The organism is Acidobacteriota bacterium (assembly GCA_039030395.1).
Lineage (GTDB): Bacteria > Acidobacteriota > Thermoanaerobaculia > Multivoradales > JBCCEF01 > JBCCEF01.
Genome location: JBCCEF010000013.1, coordinates 68820 through 84981 on the forward strand (window position 1 = coordinate 68820; position 16162 = coordinate 84981).

Here is a 16162-nt window from a genome sequence, read left to right on the forward strand (position 1 = left end):
ATAACCTCGCGGTCCATCTTTGCGTAGTCTCCCCACGAGGCGATGCGATGAACGATTCGATCACCCAGGGGCGCTGGCTCGCGGTGGACCGTTGGCTCGACCGAGCCTTGGAGTTGCCGGACGCCGAGCGCTCGCAATGGTTGCGGCGCAACTGCCCGGACGACGCCGTCCGCTTCGAAGTCGCCGAAATCCTCGCCGCGGATCGGGCGGTTCGCACCGACTTCCTTCAGAGCACCGGAGGGACGACCCCGTTCCGGCCCGAGGACTGGACCGGGAGGCTGGTGGGCCCCTACCGACTGGCCGGATTGATCGGGCGAGGCTCGTCCGGCGCCGTCTTCCTGGCACGGCGCAGCGACCGGGAGTTCGAGCGGGATGTGGCAATCAAGATCCTGCTCGACGACCGTCCCGAACTCCGCTTGCGACTACGAGCCGAACGCCAGATCCTCGCCCAGCTCGTCCATCCCTGGATCGCCCGCCTGTACGATGGCGGAACCATCCAAGAGGGCTTGCCCTATCTGGTCATGGAGCACGTCGACGGCGAGCCGATCGACCGCTACTGCAACCGACGCAAACTGGCCATCGCTCCCCGCCTTCGCCTCTTCGCCAAGGTCTGCGAGGCGGTTCACCACGCCCACCAGAACCTGCTGGTGCATCGGGACCTGAAGCCGAGCAACGTGCTGGTGACTCCAGAGGGCATACCCAAGTTGATCGACTTCGGTATCGCCAAGCCCATCGGTCCTGGAGCGACCCGCGCCGGAATGCTGGAGACGCGCACCGGATGGACGCCGATGACCCCGGCCTACGCCAGCCCGGAACAAGTGCGCGGCCAGATCCTGACCACGGGGTCCGATGTCTTCTCCCTCGGAGTCCTCCTGTACCGGCTACTCACCGACCGCTCGCCGTACCCCGGCGTCGGGTCCGACTGGAGCTCCTTGGTGGAAGGAATCTGCCACCATGAACCACCGCTGCCGAGTCGACGCCTGCGCGATCTGAACCCCGAGGAAGCGCCGCCGGTGGCCGCCGCCCGATCGACGACGCCTACCGATCTGGCGCGCCGCGTCGCCGGGGATCTCGACAACATCACCCTCGAGGCGATGCGCAAGGAAGCCGGGCGACGCTACCCGTCGGCCCTGGCGCTAGCGGAAGATCTCGGTCGTCATCTCGACCAACTACCGGTGCTGGCGCGGCCCGCGACTCTCAGCTATCGAGCCGGAAAGTTCTTGCGCAGGAATCGAGCCGCCGTGGCGGTAGCGTCGGCCCTCGCCGTTCTCGCCGTGGTCTTCGTGGTGTCGCTGGTCCTCCTCAACGGGCGCCTCGACCGCCAACAGCGACTGGCCGAAGCTGGCCGCCAGGAAGCCCAAGAGATGCGCCTACGCAGCGACCAGGCGCTACGTGCCATGGTCGACTTTCTCTACGCCCCGCCCCAACAATCCACCGCCCTCGGCGACGATCTCGCCGAGGGCGAACTCGGTCGGACGGCAGCCGCGGCGGTCGGCGAGAGGCCCCGGCTGCGCGCCGCCCTGCTCGAGTCCGTCGCCCAGATCTATACCGGCATGGGTCACTACGATCGCGCCAGGCCCTTGGTGGACCATGCCGTCGGCCTGCGACGCGAAGCGCTGCCGGACGGTGCACCGGAGCTGGCCCGGGGTCTCGCCGAACTGGCCGAAGTCCTTCACTTCGAGGGCCGCTTGGAGGAGGCCGAGAGGGTCTATCTAGAGGCTCTCGCCCACATCGAGGGCCGCGATCCCATCGCCACGGCGAGGATTCTCAGCACCCTCGGATCGCTCTATCGCGAACGCGGCGAACTGGCCGCGGCCCGCCGTCACCATCGGCGGGCCACGGAGATCTTTGCCCAGGCCTTCGCTCCACCCCATCCGGAGCTCGCCCGCACGGCGATGCTCGAAGGGTTGCTGGCACGCGAGGCGGGCGATTGGAGTGCCGCGGAAGAACGGCTGGCGACGGCGCTCGAGATGCGCATCGAACTCTTCGGTGGGGAGCATCCGTTGGTCGCGGAGGCGCAGTCGAACCTCGCCTCGTTGGCCAACGATCGGGGCCGCTTCCGTGACGCCGTCGCTCTCTTGCAGCCGGCCGCCGCCCGAGCCGAGGCGACGCTCTTCAATGAGTATCCGCTGGTCAACGTCATCCTCAACAACCTCGCCTACGCACTCCACGGTTTGGGAGATCACGCGACCGCCGAGCGGACCTACCGCTACGCCCTCGCCAACTCGCTGCCGCGGTTGGGACGCTCACACCCGTTGGTGGCGACTCTCAAGGTCAACCTGGCAGCCCTTCTGCGGGACACCGACAGAAACGAAGAGGCCCTCGCCTTGGCGCTACAGGCGACGGAGATCCGAGAATCCGCCTTCGGCGGAGCCAGCAGCCCGCGATTCGCCGAAGCGCTGGCGCTCGTCGCCGACCTCCGCTTCGCCGCCGGAGAGCGGGCTGCCGCCGAAGCGGACTATCGCCGCGCCCTGCCGGCCGCCGGCTGGCGCCGGGCACCGGTCGCCGACCCGCGGCTCGGCCTCGCAGGCTTGCTCCTCGACCGCGGCGAATCCGCAGAGGCCGTGCGCCTGGTCCGCAGCGTCGTGGACGAACGCCGCCGCTGGCTCGCACCCGGCGACTGGCGCCTGGGCACGGCGGAAGCGGAGTTGGCCACAGCTCTCGCCGCCGCGGGCGAGAGATCCGCGGCCAGCGCCATGGCCGGGGATGCCGAGGGCCGACTCGCCGCCCTGCCCGCTACGGATCCACGGCGACGACGGGCAGACACCCTGATCGCCTCCGTTCGTCGCGATAACGCCGGTCTTCTCGCCCGGCTCGAATCCTTGCATCTTGGAGAAAGGCAACCGTGAAACGTCACATGACCTGGCTCGTCACTACCCTCGCCATCGCCGCCCTCGCGCCGCCTTCCGGGATCGCCGGCGCCAGCGCTTCGTCGGTCACCCTGCGCTGTCCCAGCGGTCTCGCTCTGTCCGGGAATCACCTCTACTTCAGCGAGTCCGGCGGCCATTCGGTGCGCCGGATCGACCTGGACAGCGGCGAAGTGACGTTGATCGCGGGCACCGGAAGCCAAGGGCTCGCCGGCGATGGCGGACCCGCGACCGCGGCGAACCTCGCGGGTCCGATGGGGCTCGCACTAACCCGCGATGGTGGCTTGATCATCGCGGACCAGGGCAACGATCGGATTCGGCGTGTCGATCTTGAGAGCGGCACGATCCGAACAGTCGTCGGCGGCGGCCAGGGCGAAGTCGACGGACCGGCCCTCGAGATGGCCCTCGCCGGCCCCTACGATGTCGCCATCGATCCCCGTGGCGACCTGCTGATCGCCGACACCAACCACGATCGCATCCTGCGGGTCGACGGCGAGTCCGGGATGACCCGGATCTTCGCCGGAACCGGTGAACGCGACTTCGCGGGCGACGGTGGCCCGGCGAAGGAGGCCCATCTGCGCCGCCCGCATGTGGTCGCGGTAGACCATCTCGGCCGGGTCGTGATTGGCGACTCGTTCAATCTCCGCATTCGGCGGGTCGATCCGCAGGGCAGGATCCACACCATCGCCGGTACCGGCGAGATCGCGTCGAGCGGCGATGGCGGACCCGCTCCGGAGGCGAGTTTCGTCTTTTTCGGTGCGATTCACGTCAACGCCCGGGGCGACCTCTACGTCACCGAGTTCGGTGCCAACAAGGTCCGGAGGATCGACAGCGAAACGGGAAGGGTGAGTACCGTCGTCGGCGATGGCGCTGAACGGCTGGCCGGAGACGGGGGCCCCGCAGCGCAGGCTAGCCTCGCCTCGCCGATCGGACTGGTGGTCGACGGCGCCGAGAACCTCTACATCGCCGATTGCGGAAACCACCGGATCCGCCGCGTCGACGGAAAGAGCGGGCAAATCGAATCGTTGGTCGGCGGCGAGCCAGAGAAGTAGGAATCCTTGCCCCGACCGGCAGACTCGCGTCATGCCGAGGCACGTACCGCAGTCAAGAAGTAGTGCAAGGAGACAAAGAAAGACCGGACCGATGACCTCACCGGTCGCCGTATCCATGGAGATACCGGGAGGTTCTCCCCGGCCGATCCAACCCACCCCCTGGATTCAGGTGTCGAACCGCGGGCAAAACTTCGACTACAGAGCCCGGGGCCTCACCGCTTGTTGTCCGTTTCACCTCTACAGTGACGCGGACGGAACAAGGCGTGACAAGAAAGTGACGGCGATGTGACGGCAATTCAGAAACGCTGGGCCAGAAGGACCCGTCCGAAACCCTTCTGCTGGAGAAAGACCACCAGGTGGCGGTTTTCGTTCTCAGCCTCAGGGAGAGCATATCGACTGAGCCCTCGAGTGCCCGCCCGCAACTCGGCGAGGCGGGTGAGCTTGCGCACCACGAAGTGATTGTGAAGGGTGCGGTCGGCGTTTTCGCCGCGCTCGACCTGGGTGACCAAGCCGTTTTCCACCTCGGCCACCCACAGCTCGGCGGCCTGGTCGATGGGGTCGAGGAGGCGAAGGTCGACCCCCGTTCGGGTCTGCGTCAAGAGACCGGGGCGCTCCCTTTGGCGAGCCTCGGCCAGCAGCTTCTTCAGCTCCGACGCGTCGGAACCCACCCCTTCGCCGAGTCCGTCCACCACCATCTGCGGCGTGTAGACGGTCTCCAGATCCATCGCCAAGGCGTAATCCCGCTGGCGTACGGACCAGGCGCTTTGGGAGAACGGATCTTGCCAGCCGAGGCGGTTCCAGTAGTCGACGTGGAAGGCCAGCACGGCGACGTCTTTGCTTCCCGTGAAGGTCCCCATCAGACGATCCGCCGGCGGGCAGCTCGAGCAGCCCTGGGAGGTGAACAGTTCCACTAGGATCAGGTTCTTGCGCGAAAGGGGATCCGCAATGCGGTCGTCTTCCGCGATCCGGCCGGCAAGCGCCGTAACGGCAAACATCAGGGCGAGGCCGACAATGGTGAAGCGTAGAATCATCCGCTGTACCTCTGGCCGAGATGATGACGCGCCTGGCGCTGCCACCACACCCAGTCATGGGAGACATCGTGGCCCCAGATGTCCCGGTGATGGTGAATCCTCTTGGCCGACAGCACGTCGGCCAGAGCGTGGGTTTCCTCGATGCAGCCCTCTTCCCATTTGCCCTGACCGCAGACCAGCGACAGGAAGGTATTGCCGCGCACCCGCTCCAGCTCCCCGCCGGACAGGTTTGGCACGAAGGCCAGGGGGTTGTTGAAGTAGACGTCCTGGTTCGAGAACCCGTCGGTGAAATGGCGCGCTTCGTAGCGGCCGCTCATGCACAGGGCATAGTTGAAGATGTGCGGAAACTTGAGGGCGAAGTTGGCGGCGTAGAAGGCGCCGAGGCTGCAGCCAGTGACCCCGATGGGCAGATTCGGCCCGTGGCAATCGGCCCGAATGAAAGGCACCAATTCTTCCACCACGAAGCGCTCGTAGGCCATGTGGCGGCGAATGCGGTGGTCCGGCGGATGGTCCTTGCGGGTCCACGCTTCGGCGACGTTGCTCTCGGCGCAGTACAGCTTGATCTTGCCGGAACCCAAAAGGTGGCTCAGAGCTTCGAGCATCCCCTGGGAGCGCCACTCGTGGGCCATTCCGGCGGCGGACGGGAACACCAGCACCGGCAGGCCCCAATGGCCGAAGCGCCAGAGGTTGATCGGACGCCCCATGGCGCGGCTGGGTATCAAGTGATGCTGCGACATGGCTCAGCGGTCCTCCAGGCGTTGCTCCAGCCGCTCCAGGCGGCCTTCGATGGCGATCAGCTTGTGGAGGATCAGCACATGGGTTTTCTTGGCGTCGATGCCCACCGGGCTGTCGTCGCTGGCGATCAGGCGCTCGATTTCGAGCGCTTCCGACGGCGAGATTTCCAAAGTCATGAGAGCCCTTCCGAAGGGACAGTTCTGCGTTCGAGGGTGAATTTTTACTCTATCCCGGCGGCGGGCTCCTCAATGAGACCGCCGGTACGGTAGTGTTCCGGAGGGAAGCGGAGATCGGATTGCCCCGGATCGCCCGTGAGCACTCCGCCGGCACCGAGGCCACCGCATCAGAACCATGTACAACGACTTCTACGGCTTTCGCGAGGCGCCCTTCAACATCACCCCGGATCCGCGTTTTCTCTTCTTCAGCGAACGCCACCGGGAGGCCTTCAACCACCTGCTGTTCGGCATCCACCAGCGCAAGGGCTTCATCCAGCTCACCGGCGAGGTCGGGGCCGGAAAGACCACCCTCAGCCGCGCGCTGTTGGAAGAGCTGGACGAGACCTACCGCACCGCCCTGATCCTCAATCCGGTGATGACCGGCAATCAACTACTGCGCAGCATCTTGCGCGAGCTGGGATTCAGCGTCGGCCGCATCGACCGGGTGTCGTCGATGGAGTTCTTGAATTCCTTCCTTCTCGAGCAGGTGCATGCGGGCAACGACGTGGTATTGCTGATCGACGAGGCCCAGGACATGAGCCCGGACCTGCTGGAGCAGGTCCGGTTGCTGTCCAACCTGGAGACGGACCAGCGCAAGCTCCTGCAGATCGTCCTCATCGGACAACCGGAGCTGCGTGAGAAGTTGAACGCCCGCAAGCTACGGCAGCTTCGCCAGCGAATCACGGTGCGCTATCACCTGGAACCCCTCGATCTCGACGAGACGGACCAGTACATTCGCTACCGCATGCAGGTCGCCGGCGCCAATTCTCGTCCGACCTTCAGCCGCTGGGCCCTGCGGCGGATCCATCGCTACTCCCAGGGCATCCCGCGGCTGGTCAATGCGGTGTGTGACAAGACCCTGCTGTGCGGCTATGTCACCGGCAGCGACCACCTGCGCTGGAAGCACGTCCGGCGGGCGATCCGCGACCTGGAAGGGGCGCCATGAGTCTGATCAACGAAGCCCTCAAGAAGGCGCGGGTCGAGGCGGCCCGGCGAGAAGCGGCGGAACGCGGCATGCCCTATCCGGTACTGCCCGAAGCCAAGGCCTCGCGACCTTGGATCTGGGCTCTGGCCGGCGCCGCCGCCCTGGCCGTAGCGCTGGCGGTGTTCTCCCTCGGCTCGCGTCTGGGTGGAGGCGTCGACTCGCCATCGCCGACGGCGGCCGTCGCGCCGGCGCCGACCCCGGTGCCCGTCACCATCGCCGACGCTCCTACCCCATCCGTCTCCGAGGCCTCCCCTGCCCCGCGGGGCGCCCAGGGCGCACCGCGTGCCGAGCCCACCGTCCCTCCCCGGTCGGCACCCTCGAGGCCAGAACCCTCGCCGGCTCCCCAGCCGCCTACGGCCCAGCCCGCGCCGCAGCCGGCCCCGGAGCTCGCCCCGGTTGCCGCGCGGCCGGCCCAAGCGCCGGCCGCGCCTGCCACCGCGGCGGTGCCCGAACTGGCCGCCGGCGAACACCTGCGCCAAGCCCCACTGCCCGGTGGCGGCACCCTTTCCCTCGACGGCATCGCCTGGTCCGAGGTCCAGCCGGCAGCGGTCCTCAACGGCGAGATTGTCGGAGTGGGAGAACGAATCTCCGGCGTCCGGGTGGACGCCATCGAACGCGACCGGGTGACCGTCAGCGACGGCGAAGCGGTGTTGGTGATTCGCTTGAAGTAGGGACTAGAACGGATGCCAGCGGAAAAGACCCAAGGGAGGATCTTCGAGCACCACCGCAGGCGCCGAGGAAGGGAGGAGCCGAGAGACGCAGCAGAGGTGGGCGCATCCGCCCTCGGCAGCACCCAATGCCAAGGGTGAGAGGCCTCGTGCAATGCCGCAGATGCAGGAGTCTCCGCCCTTTACGGGAAGGAAGGGCGGGATTCATACCACTGCTTCGGCCGAATCAGCCTGAAGTCGCGTTTCGATCCGTCGAGTTCCAATCCCGCCGCCAGGCCGTGGGACCGGACATAGAGATAGCCGTGCTTGCTGCCCTCGGCAAAACGCAGGCGGGTGCGGATTTCCAGCTTCTCGGCCGAGATCAACACCGGATCGAGGCGCAGGGAGCCGGGCTCCAGCACCACCCGACCGTCGCCCACCACGTCTTCGAAGTCCAATAGACGCTGGAACCAGTGCAACCAACGCTTGCGCTCCGAAAACACCGACAGCAGGAATCCCGTGTCTTTCATGGAGAGAGTTGCCTGGCTGTCCAGAGTCAAGGGCTTGCGCCAGGACATGTCGCCTTCGTTGAGTTCCAGCCGGGCCCACCAGTCTGCCTCGGCGACCTGCTGGCCGGGGCTGACGAGCTCGACGTCGGTGAGTTCCAGGCGACTGTCGTCGAGGGCGAAGGAGCGCTCTTCCAGTTGCGTCGTTTCCAGCCGGGTCTTGAGGTGAAGAGCGCCGGTCAGCTCTTGGTCGAGGAAATGCACTCCGACCTCCGAGGAGCGCACGTCGACCCGGCCCCAGCCGGAGTCATCGGCCGCCGACAGTTCGAAGTATGCCTGGATCTGGCCGCTGCCGGAGTCGATCCCGACATTGGCGCGCTTCGGCAGATAGGCGTTGTAGACGGTCAGGTCCGGCACCGAAGAGTTCGGCAGATCGACCACCGCTTCGAGATCCTCGAAGGGTTTGCGCAGATCGAGGTCGGCCGTGGTCGCGGTCAGGTGGAAGCCGCGGCCCTCGACGTAGGGACGATCTGGATCGTTCAGGCCGGCCATCTTGAAATCTTCGAGGTTGACAAACAGGTCGGCGCGCGGACCCCGGGAGTCGCTGGCCACGATGGCGCTGACCGCGGCGTCGCCGACCACCCGGTAGTCCAGGAAGTCGGCCTCGACCGGCGACGCATCGACCCGCAGGCGGCTACCGACGGCGAGCCGGCCGCTATCGATGCGCAGGTCCGCGTCGAGGTCGCCGGCACCGTCCAAGGCGAGCCAGGGGGCGGCCTCGAAGGCGTAGCGGAAGAAACCTAGGGAGGTCACCTGGCCGCTCAACTTTGCCCGGGTGGTGAGCCGGGCGATCGCCTCGCGCCCCCCGGAACCGAGGTCGAAGGGACCGAAATCCAAGGTGCCGTCGAGCAACAGTCTCGAGGCCACGGGCCGACCGGCGGCGGTCAACCGACCGTTTTCTTCCTGTACAAAGGCACCCCCCAGCTCAATCTCACGGCCCGGCGCAAAGCGCACCGAACGGGCGCCGAATCGCGAAATGGGCTCCAGGTCGAAGGCACCGAAGGAGACCTTCGGCACCTCGACCAGCTCCACATCGGTCACCTCATAGACCCAAGGGCCAGCGGGTCTCTCGCGCGCGCCCTCACGGCCGTCCTTCGCCAGCCAGGCCACCCGCCCGCCGCGGCCCCGCACCCGATCGAGGGCGACGCGCCGGTCGGCGAGCGCATTCAAATCCAAGCGACCGGCGAGTTGAGCGAGTTCCCCTTCGAGGCGGCCCGCCCGCTGCAGCTTCACGCCTTGGGCGTCGATGCTCGCGACCCTCGCCGCAGCGCCGCCCTCCGGCCCCTTTCGCATCGCACGCAGGCGATTCACCATCGCCTGGAGACCGGTGGCGAGGGAGCGATCTTCGGATCCCACGGAGATGCGCGCCTGCCGGGACGTCACCAGGGGCCGGTCCGCACCTTCCCGACGAAAGGCCAGATCTCGCGCCTGGAGACCGGCGACCAGCAGCTCCCCTTCCACCCCGGCCACCACCTCCACCGCCGCGGTGAGTTGCCCTTTCGGCAGGTGCAGATCGAAGCCCTCGAGACCGACCGACGCTCGGCTCTCGGAAGTCAAGATTCCGTCCTCGGCCACCGCCCGCAAACGCAGATCTCCCTCGCCATCGATGGACCAGCGCTTCGAGGGCTCACCCCCCGGCAGCCCAATGCGGCCCTTCGCTCCCAGCTCGCCGGACAAGTAGGCCAGGGATTGCAACCCGCGGTGCTCCCTTGGATTCCAGGGCGCGAAGGCCAGTTGGCTAGTGAGGTCCAGCGAGCGGACCCACGGCTCACCGCGCAGGTTCAAGCGGGCGCCGTTCCAGGTCAACGTGGTCTTTTTCACCTCGACGGTTCGGCGCAGAGCGATCACCAAACCTCCGACCACACTGCCCTCGTCGCCCTCCTCACCATCGGGCAGGATCTCCAGATCGTTGAAGTGGATGCTCCGCACCCCCGCCAAGTCCACGTCGTCGAATTGGAGCGTCCAGGGTTTCTTGGCCTTGGGATTCTCGGACGAACGGCCTGGCGCTATCGGATCGCGCGGTTTTTCCAGACGCTGCGAGGCGAAGGTCACCCCTTCGGCGTAGAGGGCATCGGTCCGAAAGATCTTGCGGACCAACGGCATCAGATCCATCACCAGAAGGGCGCGATCAGCGGTCAAACTCCAATCCACCCGGCGGGCATGACCTTCGGCGACCACCCCCGAGAACTGGACTCGCCCCGGCCACCAGGTGCTGGCTCCGTCCCAGGTCAGGGTGAACTTCTCCGGCCGGCGGTTGATCTGCTGGCGGCCCCACTCGGAGCGCAGGAAAGCATTGCCTGCCACCAAGTAGACCAACTCGAAGGCCACCAGCACGAACACCAGGACCCATAGGCCGCGGCGAAGCCTGCGGATGCCGCCGCGGCGGGTTTCAGGAGGGACGGTCAAGGGGCTCTCCGGCGCTTCGGCGGTGGCGCCAAGCCGAAATCGACCAGAATCGACTCGGCCGCAGCCCAGCCGCTGGTGCAGGCCCCTTCCATGGTGCCGCGGAAACGCTGGGCGCAGTGTTCACCGGCGAACAGGAGACGGCCGAAACGGTCGCCTTCGGCGCCGCCGAAGGCGGTCCATTGACCCGGCTCGTAACATGCGTTCGATGCCATCCATGGATAGCGGGCGACGGAGGCCGTTCGGGTCGCGGCGAGCCCCGGCCACGGGCCTTCCAGGGCGTCCACCATGGCGCGAGCGCGATCCGCCGCACCGCTTCGAGCCAGGATATCGGCTTCGGATCCGCCGGCCATTCGCACCAAGGCGCCGGCACCGTCGCTCGCCCGCACGCGACCCGGCGGGCGATCCGTCCACACCGTTCCGCGATCGCCAAAGTCGCGCCACAGGGCTCCCCGAAAGCCCACCGCCATGGTGGTCTGCCGGCCATATCCCAATTCGTCGATGGCCCGCCGCTGGACCGTCGGCAGATCCGCCCTCAGCTCCATCCGGCGCAGCGCATGGAAGGGCGCGGCCAGCAACAAGTACGGGGCCGTCTCGTCGCGCACCGCCGGCCCTCGCCGCACGGTGAGGCTGTACAGACCGTCGGAACGCCGCCGGACGGCCTCCACTCCGGCGCCGACTTCGACCCGGCCGGCGAGCTGCCGGGCCAGAGCGCCGACCAGGCGGTCGTTGCCGCCACGGATGCGAAAGCGCTGGTTACGGTTGTCGAACAGGCGGATGGCGGGCTTAGGGTCCGCCGGGTTGAGCGAAAGGGGCGCTTCCCAACGGATCCGGGTCACCAGGTTGAGGGCCGACTGGCGGCCGATATCCACTCCTAGCTCGGTGCCGTAGAGGGTGGCGAGCAGATCCCTCACCCAGCCCTCGGCACCGGCGACCTCCAACCACTCTTCGAGGGTCAGCCGATCGAGAAAGCCGCCGCCAGGATTGCGGTATCCGGGCAGCCCGTAGGGCAGGATGAGGGCTTGGTCGCCGGCCAGACGGTCCGCCAAGGGGACGAGAGCTTCGGCCAGTTCCGCGTCGCTCCGGCGCTGACCGCCAAAGATATAGGTCGACGACAGATGGAGGACGGACTCCAGCAGGTCCTCCATCTCCAGACCGAGATCTTCGACCAAACGGCGGATCGTAAGGTGGTTGGAGTCGATCCGGTCGCCCCCCATCTCCACCGGTCCGTCGAAGCGATCGCGCAGGGTGAACACCCGACCGCCGACCCGGTCGGCGGCTTCGAGCACTCGCACGGAAACCCCCGCCCGGTGCAGCCGATAGGCCGCCGTCAGGCCGGCGAGACCGCCACCGACCACCACGACCTCCTCGAGCGGCGCCGCCACCTTGCGGCCGGTGGCACAGGCCGCAAGGCTGGCGCCGCCGGCGAGGAGGAAGGCACGCCGGGTCCAACCGCCCACCCCGTAATCCACCAGACAACGGGGGTTTGGTGGTCGATCTCTCTGAGGTGCCGTCATTGGGTCCTGTTTTCCAACTCAGCCACTGCCTGCGACCGAGCCCGTGAGGGCTCGGCGACGGCAAAGCCGCCGAGGACCGGGTGAGCCCGAAGAGAATCTTCGGGCGAGGGGGCGGAACGCGTGCGGGCGCCGAGCCCCCTTGAAAGGAAACTAGCAGCGTTGCTGAAATCATGCGCGAAGCGCATTCAGCAGCGCTGCTAGTAGCTGATCTTCGGCTTCATCTTCTTGGCCTGGGCGATCCATCCCAGCACCTTGGCCTCGCCCGGAGCCACCCGGGTCCGCTTGGTGGAGGCCTGGGTCTCGGCCAGCTTCACCGCCAGGTTGGCGCCATTGCGGTTGCGCAGCTCCTTGACGGTATCGACCCCGGCCGCTTCGAGGAGTTCGGCGAACTGCTTGCCGATGCCGGTGATGCGCATCAGATCGGCCATATTCGCCCATTCCAGCAGTAGCTTCTCGCTGATGCCGGTCTCCTTGGACACCGCTTTGCGGCCCTTGCGGTCGGCACAATGCTTGAGAAAGTCGTTGGTGCTCTTGATGCCCGCCGGCTTCAGTTTGGCGGCGTACTTCGGGCCAATCCCTTCGATTTCGTCGATCCGGTAGTTCATTTCGTTCTCTCCTCGGCAGCCGTGGCGAACGACCCTCGGGACTCGTCCGAAGGCGCCCGGCGGTGGATTGTAAGGCTCGATCTGCGCAGAGGTTATCGGAAATCGCGCGAAAGAGGAAAAGAGACCGGCAACCCCTACCGACCCTCGACGTACTCATAGGATGGGGACACCGTCATCGGCCCGGGAGGAGATCATGACCCAGCACCTCGGCATTACCCGTCTCGGACGCGGATTCTCAGCGCTTTTCCTGTTTTTCGCTACCGCAGCACTCGCCTTCGGCTCCAGCGCGGAGAGTCCGACTCAGGGCGAGCCGTGGCTTTCGCCTTTCGCCGCCACCCCGGAGATCGAGCAGGCCACTCGGGTCATCGAGCGGGCGCCGGGCACCACCTTCCGCAAGGTCGAACGTCTGGTGGAGGCGATCTTCGACGAGCACCGGGGACTCCATTTCAAGTACGTCAGCTATCCCACCCTCACCGCCGGCCAGGCTTTCGAGCGCGCCGAAGGCAACTGCGTGTCGCTGGTCAACCTGATGATTGCCATGGCCCGCAGCGCCGGCCTCGAGGCCTACTTCGTAGAGATCCAGGACTTCGAGACCTTCCATCAGGTGGGAGAGGTGACCGTTCGCAGCACCCACCTGGTGGCCGGCATCACCGTCGACAACCGAACCTTGACGGTGGACTTCTACCCCAACAGCACCAAGTCCTACCGTCGCTGGCGCCGTATCTCCGACGAACGCGGCACCGCCCATTACCACAACGCCGTCGCCGCCGAAGCCCTGCTGGCCGGCCGCCTGGACGCCGCCGAACGTCACCTCGCGCGGGCCCTGGACCTCGACGGCGGACTGGTCGAGGCCTTGAACAACCGGGCGCTGGTCACCGCTCGCCGCGGCGACCGGCACCAGGCCATCGCACTTTTGCAGCAGGTTTTGCGCCTGGACCAGGAGTTCATACCGGCGATCGAGAATCTGAGCGGCATTTACCGCTCCGCCGGCCTTTCCCACAAGGCCGACGCGATGACCGCCCGGGCGCTCGAACTCGAAACGCGCAATCCCTTCTATCTTCTCGAACAGGCGAAAAAGAGCCTCTCGTCGTCCGACCTGGAGACGGCCCGGCACCTGCTCAAGCGTGCCCGGCGGATGGAGCGGCACATTCCGGACATCCACCTGCTCCTCGGTCAACTGGAGCAGCGGAGCGGCAATGAGCAGAAGGCGGCGCGGCACTTCGCCCGGGCCGTACGCCATGCGGACGGACAGTCGCGACTGTTCCAGGAGAGCCTGGAGAAGAAGATCGACAAGCTCACCCTAGCGAGTCGCTAGCCCGCTAGGCCGCCAGGGGGCGATTGGGCCGCAGCCGCCGCAGCACATCGACCGCCTCACCCAGGCCTTCGAGGGTCAGCTCGAACATTGGGAAGACCTGGCGGATCCAGTGAATGGTCGGCGCCTTCCACACCTGCGGCGGCTCCGGATTGAGCCACACGGAATCCGGACAGCGGCGACGGATCCGCTGTAGCCAGGTCAGGCCCGAGTCTTCGTTGTGGTGGTAGTAGTCCAGGGCGCCTCCTACCCGGGTCAGTTCCCAGGGCGCCATCCAGGCGTCGCCGACGAACACCACCGACCAATGCTCGTCGAGTTCTCTGAGACGGTCGGCGGTGCGTTCACCGCGCCCATGCGCCATGTCCGTGTAGAGCTTCTCGTAAACGCAGTTGTGGAAGAACCGCACTTCGAAACGCTTGAAGTGCTGCGCCGAATGGGCGGCACTGAACAGGCGCTCGCACAGCTCCGTGTGGGGATCCATCGAGCCGCCGACATCCATCAACAAGAGGAGCTGCACCCGGTTGCGGCGCGGCGGCGCGAACACCAGATCGATCTCGCCGCCGTTCCTGGCGCTAGCGTCGACGGTGCCGTCGAGATCGAGTTCGTCCGGTCCCGGCTCCTGCCCCAACCGGCGCAGGCGCCGCAGCGCCAAACCGATTTGCCGGGTGTCCAGAAGGCGGTCACCGCGCAGATTGCGGAAGCGCCGTTCGCCAGCCACCTGCACCGCCGAGCGGCCACCGCCAGGGCCGCCGACCCGCACCCCGGCGGGGTTGCGGCCGCCGTGGCCGAAGAGCGACACGCCACCGGTTCCGATCCAACGGCTACCACCGTCGTGACGCTCCGTCTGCTCGGCGCGGCGCTCTTCGAACAAGCGGCGCAGGTCCTCCAGATCCATGCCCGCCGGCAGAGCCGCATCGAGGTTCGGCAACTCGGCGTTCTCTAGCCACCGGAGCAACTCGTCGTCGATCTCGAAGGTGTTCTCGACGCCCCGAAAGAACGAGGCGAAGGCCCGATCCCACAGATCGAAGTCCGTTTCGCGCTTCACCAACAGCGCGCGGGCCAGGCTGTAGAAGGTGTTGAGATTGGCCCGGCCGTGGCCTTCGACCAGCGCTCGCATCAGCGCCAGCCACTCGGTCAAGCTCACTTTGAGCCCGCAGGCGCGCAGGAAGTAGAAGAAGTCGGTGAACACAGCTCTACGACCCAGAAACCACGAGAAACCTGCACTCAAACAGACCACGCCCAAACTGCGACCGAGCCCGAAGAGCGAGGCGGCGGCTGAGCCGCCGAGGATGGGGTGAGCCCGAACCAACTGTTCGGGCGAGGGGGCGCCCCGCCCCCTGGACAAATGAATCCGGCAGGGCTGCTGAAAACATTGGCGAAGCCACTTTCAGCGTTCTGCTAGTGGTCGGCCCGCCGGCCGGCCCGCAGGGCCGCTTGGAGATCCGTCTCGCGCTTGAGGAGTACCCCGAGGAAGGGCAGCTCTTCCTCAATCGCCTCGGCCGATACGCCGCCCCGCCGCAGAGCGCCGATCCAGTCGATCAGTTCACTGGTCGAAGGGCGCTTGCGCAGCTCGGACAGGTCCCGCAACCAGTAGAAGCGCTGCAACACCTGACGCAACAATTCTTCCTCGACATTCGGATGATGAATTCGCACCACCTTCTCCATCGCCTCCTTGTCGGGGAAGGCGATGTAGTGGAAAACGCAGCGCCGCAGGAAGGCGTCGGGCAGTTCCTTTTCGTTGTTCGAGGTGATGATCACCACCGGCCGAAACTGCGCGGTGTGGGTCTCACCGGTCTCTTGCACCTGGAAGCTCATGCGATCCAGTTCATGCAGTAGATCGTTCGGGAACTCCATGTCCGCCTTGTCGATCTCGTCGATCAGCAGGACCACCCGCTGGTCGGCGGTGATCGCCCGTCCGAGGGGTCCCAGCTCGATGTAGGGAGAGACGTCGCTGATGTCCCGATCGCCGAATCGGGCGTCGTTCAGGCGACGCACCGTGTCGTAGATGTAGAGGCCGTCCTGCGCCTTGCTGGACGACTTGATGTTCCAGGAGAGCAACTCCATCACCAGACTTTCGGCGACGGCCTCGGCGAGCACCGTCTTGCCGGTACCGGGCTCGCCGCGCACCAGCAGCGGCTTCTCTAAGGCGATGGACACGTCCACCGCATCCCGTAGGTCCGGCGAGGCCAGGTAGTTCTCCGTGCCGGTGAATTGTCGAAAGGTCATT

13 protein-coding genes are annotated in these 16162 nt (G+C 66.6%); 5 read left to right on the top strand and 8 right to left on the bottom strand.

Going from position 1 to position 16162, the window contains the following annotated elements:
- Positions 1-47 precede the first annotated feature (47 nt).
- Positions 48-2849, top strand: coding sequence for a serine/threonine-protein kinase (locus AAF481_13230; GenBank protein ID MEM7482132.1), 2802 nt, complete (start codon positions 48-50; stop codon positions 2847-2849).
- Positions 2846-3919: a hypothetical protein gene (locus AAF481_13235; protein MEM7482133.1), complete on the top strand. Its 1074-nt coding sequence runs from the start codon at positions 2846-2848 to the stop codon at positions 3917-3919. Before AAF481_13230 ends, AAF481_13235 begins: the two co-directional genes overlap by 4 nt.
- 296 nt (positions 3920-4215) lie before the next feature.
- Here the strand turns inward: AAF481_13235 and AAF481_13240 are convergent, their stop codons facing one another.
- The 3 genes from AAF481_13240 to AAF481_13250 are packed head-to-tail and all read right to left on the bottom strand — an operon-like array spanning position 4216 to position 5861.
- Positions 4216-4950, bottom strand: a complete 735-nt coding sequence (locus AAF481_13240; GenBank protein MEM7482134.1) for a DUF1223 domain-containing protein — start codon at positions 4948-4950, stop codon at positions 4216-4218.
- The gene (locus tag AAF481_13245) at positions 4947-5687 is read right to left on the bottom strand and encodes an alpha/beta hydrolase-fold protein (protein MEM7482135.1); all 741 of its coding nucleotides are present in this window, start codon (positions 5685-5687) and stop codon (positions 4947-4949) included. Before AAF481_13245 ends, AAF481_13240 begins: the two co-directional genes overlap by 4 nt.
- 3 nt (positions 5688-5690) lie before the next feature.
- A complete protein-coding gene (locus AAF481_13250) occupies positions 5691-5861 on the bottom strand; it encodes a hypothetical protein (protein ID MEM7482136.1) in 171 nt (56 codons plus the stop codon).
- Positions 5862-6036: 175 nt separating this feature from the next.
- Between AAF481_13250 and AAF481_13255 the strand changes: the two genes are divergently transcribed.
- Together AAF481_13255 and AAF481_13260 are read left to right on the top strand one after the other, a co-directional pair.
- A complete protein-coding gene (locus tag AAF481_13255) occupies positions 6037-6846 on the top strand; it encodes an AAA family ATPase (protein MEM7482137.1) in 810 nt (269 codons plus the stop codon).
- Positions 6843-7556, top strand: a complete 714-nt coding sequence (locus tag AAF481_13260; protein ID MEM7482138.1) for a hypothetical protein — start codon at positions 6843-6845, stop codon at positions 7554-7556. The genes AAF481_13255 and AAF481_13260 overlap by 4 nt, the downstream gene beginning before the upstream one ends.
- 179 nt (positions 7557-7735) lie before the next feature.
- Here AAF481_13260 and AAF481_13265 read toward each other — a convergent pair whose 3' ends face one another.
- The 3 genes from AAF481_13265 to AAF481_13275 all read right to left on the bottom strand — a co-directional run bounded on the left by AAF481_13265 (position 7736) and on the right by AAF481_13275 (position 12623).
- Positions 7736-10504, bottom strand: a complete 2769-nt coding sequence (locus AAF481_13265) for a hypothetical protein (GenBank protein ID MEM7482139.1) — start codon at positions 10502-10504, stop codon at positions 7736-7738.
- Positions 10501-11961: an NAD(P)/FAD-dependent oxidoreductase gene (locus AAF481_13270; protein MEM7482140.1), complete on the bottom strand. Its 1461-nt coding sequence runs from the start codon at positions 11959-11961 to the stop codon at positions 10501-10503. Before AAF481_13270 ends, AAF481_13265 begins: the two co-directional genes overlap by 4 nt.
- Positions 11962-12215: 254 nt before the next feature.
- On the bottom strand, positions 12216-12623 hold the full coding sequence (locus AAF481_13275; GenBank protein ID MEM7482141.1) for a DUF4332 domain-containing protein: 408 nt from the start codon (positions 12621-12623) through the stop codon (positions 12216-12218).
- A 193-nt stretch (positions 12624-12816) separates the two neighbouring features.
- Between AAF481_13275 and AAF481_13280 the strand changes: the two genes are divergently transcribed.
- Positions 12817-13938 carry a transglutaminase domain-containing protein gene (locus AAF481_13280; protein MEM7482142.1) on the top strand — a complete coding sequence of 374 codons (1122 nt, stop codon included), beginning with the start codon at positions 12817-12819 and terminating at the stop codon, positions 13936-13938.
- A 4-nt stretch (positions 13939-13942) separates the two neighbouring features.
- Here the strand turns inward: AAF481_13280 and AAF481_13285 are convergent, their stop codons facing one another.
- Both AAF481_13285 and AAF481_13290 read right to left on the bottom strand, forming a co-directional pair.
- A complete protein-coding gene (locus AAF481_13285) occupies positions 13943-15124 on the bottom strand; it encodes a VWA domain-containing protein (protein ID MEM7482143.1) in 1182 nt (393 codons plus the stop codon).
- Between the two features lie 209 nt (positions 15125-15333).
- Entirely contained in the window at positions 15334-16161 is an 828-nt protein-coding gene (locus tag AAF481_13290) for a MoxR family ATPase (protein MEM7482144.1), read from the bottom strand.
- Between the last annotated feature and the right edge of the window lies 1 nt (position 16162).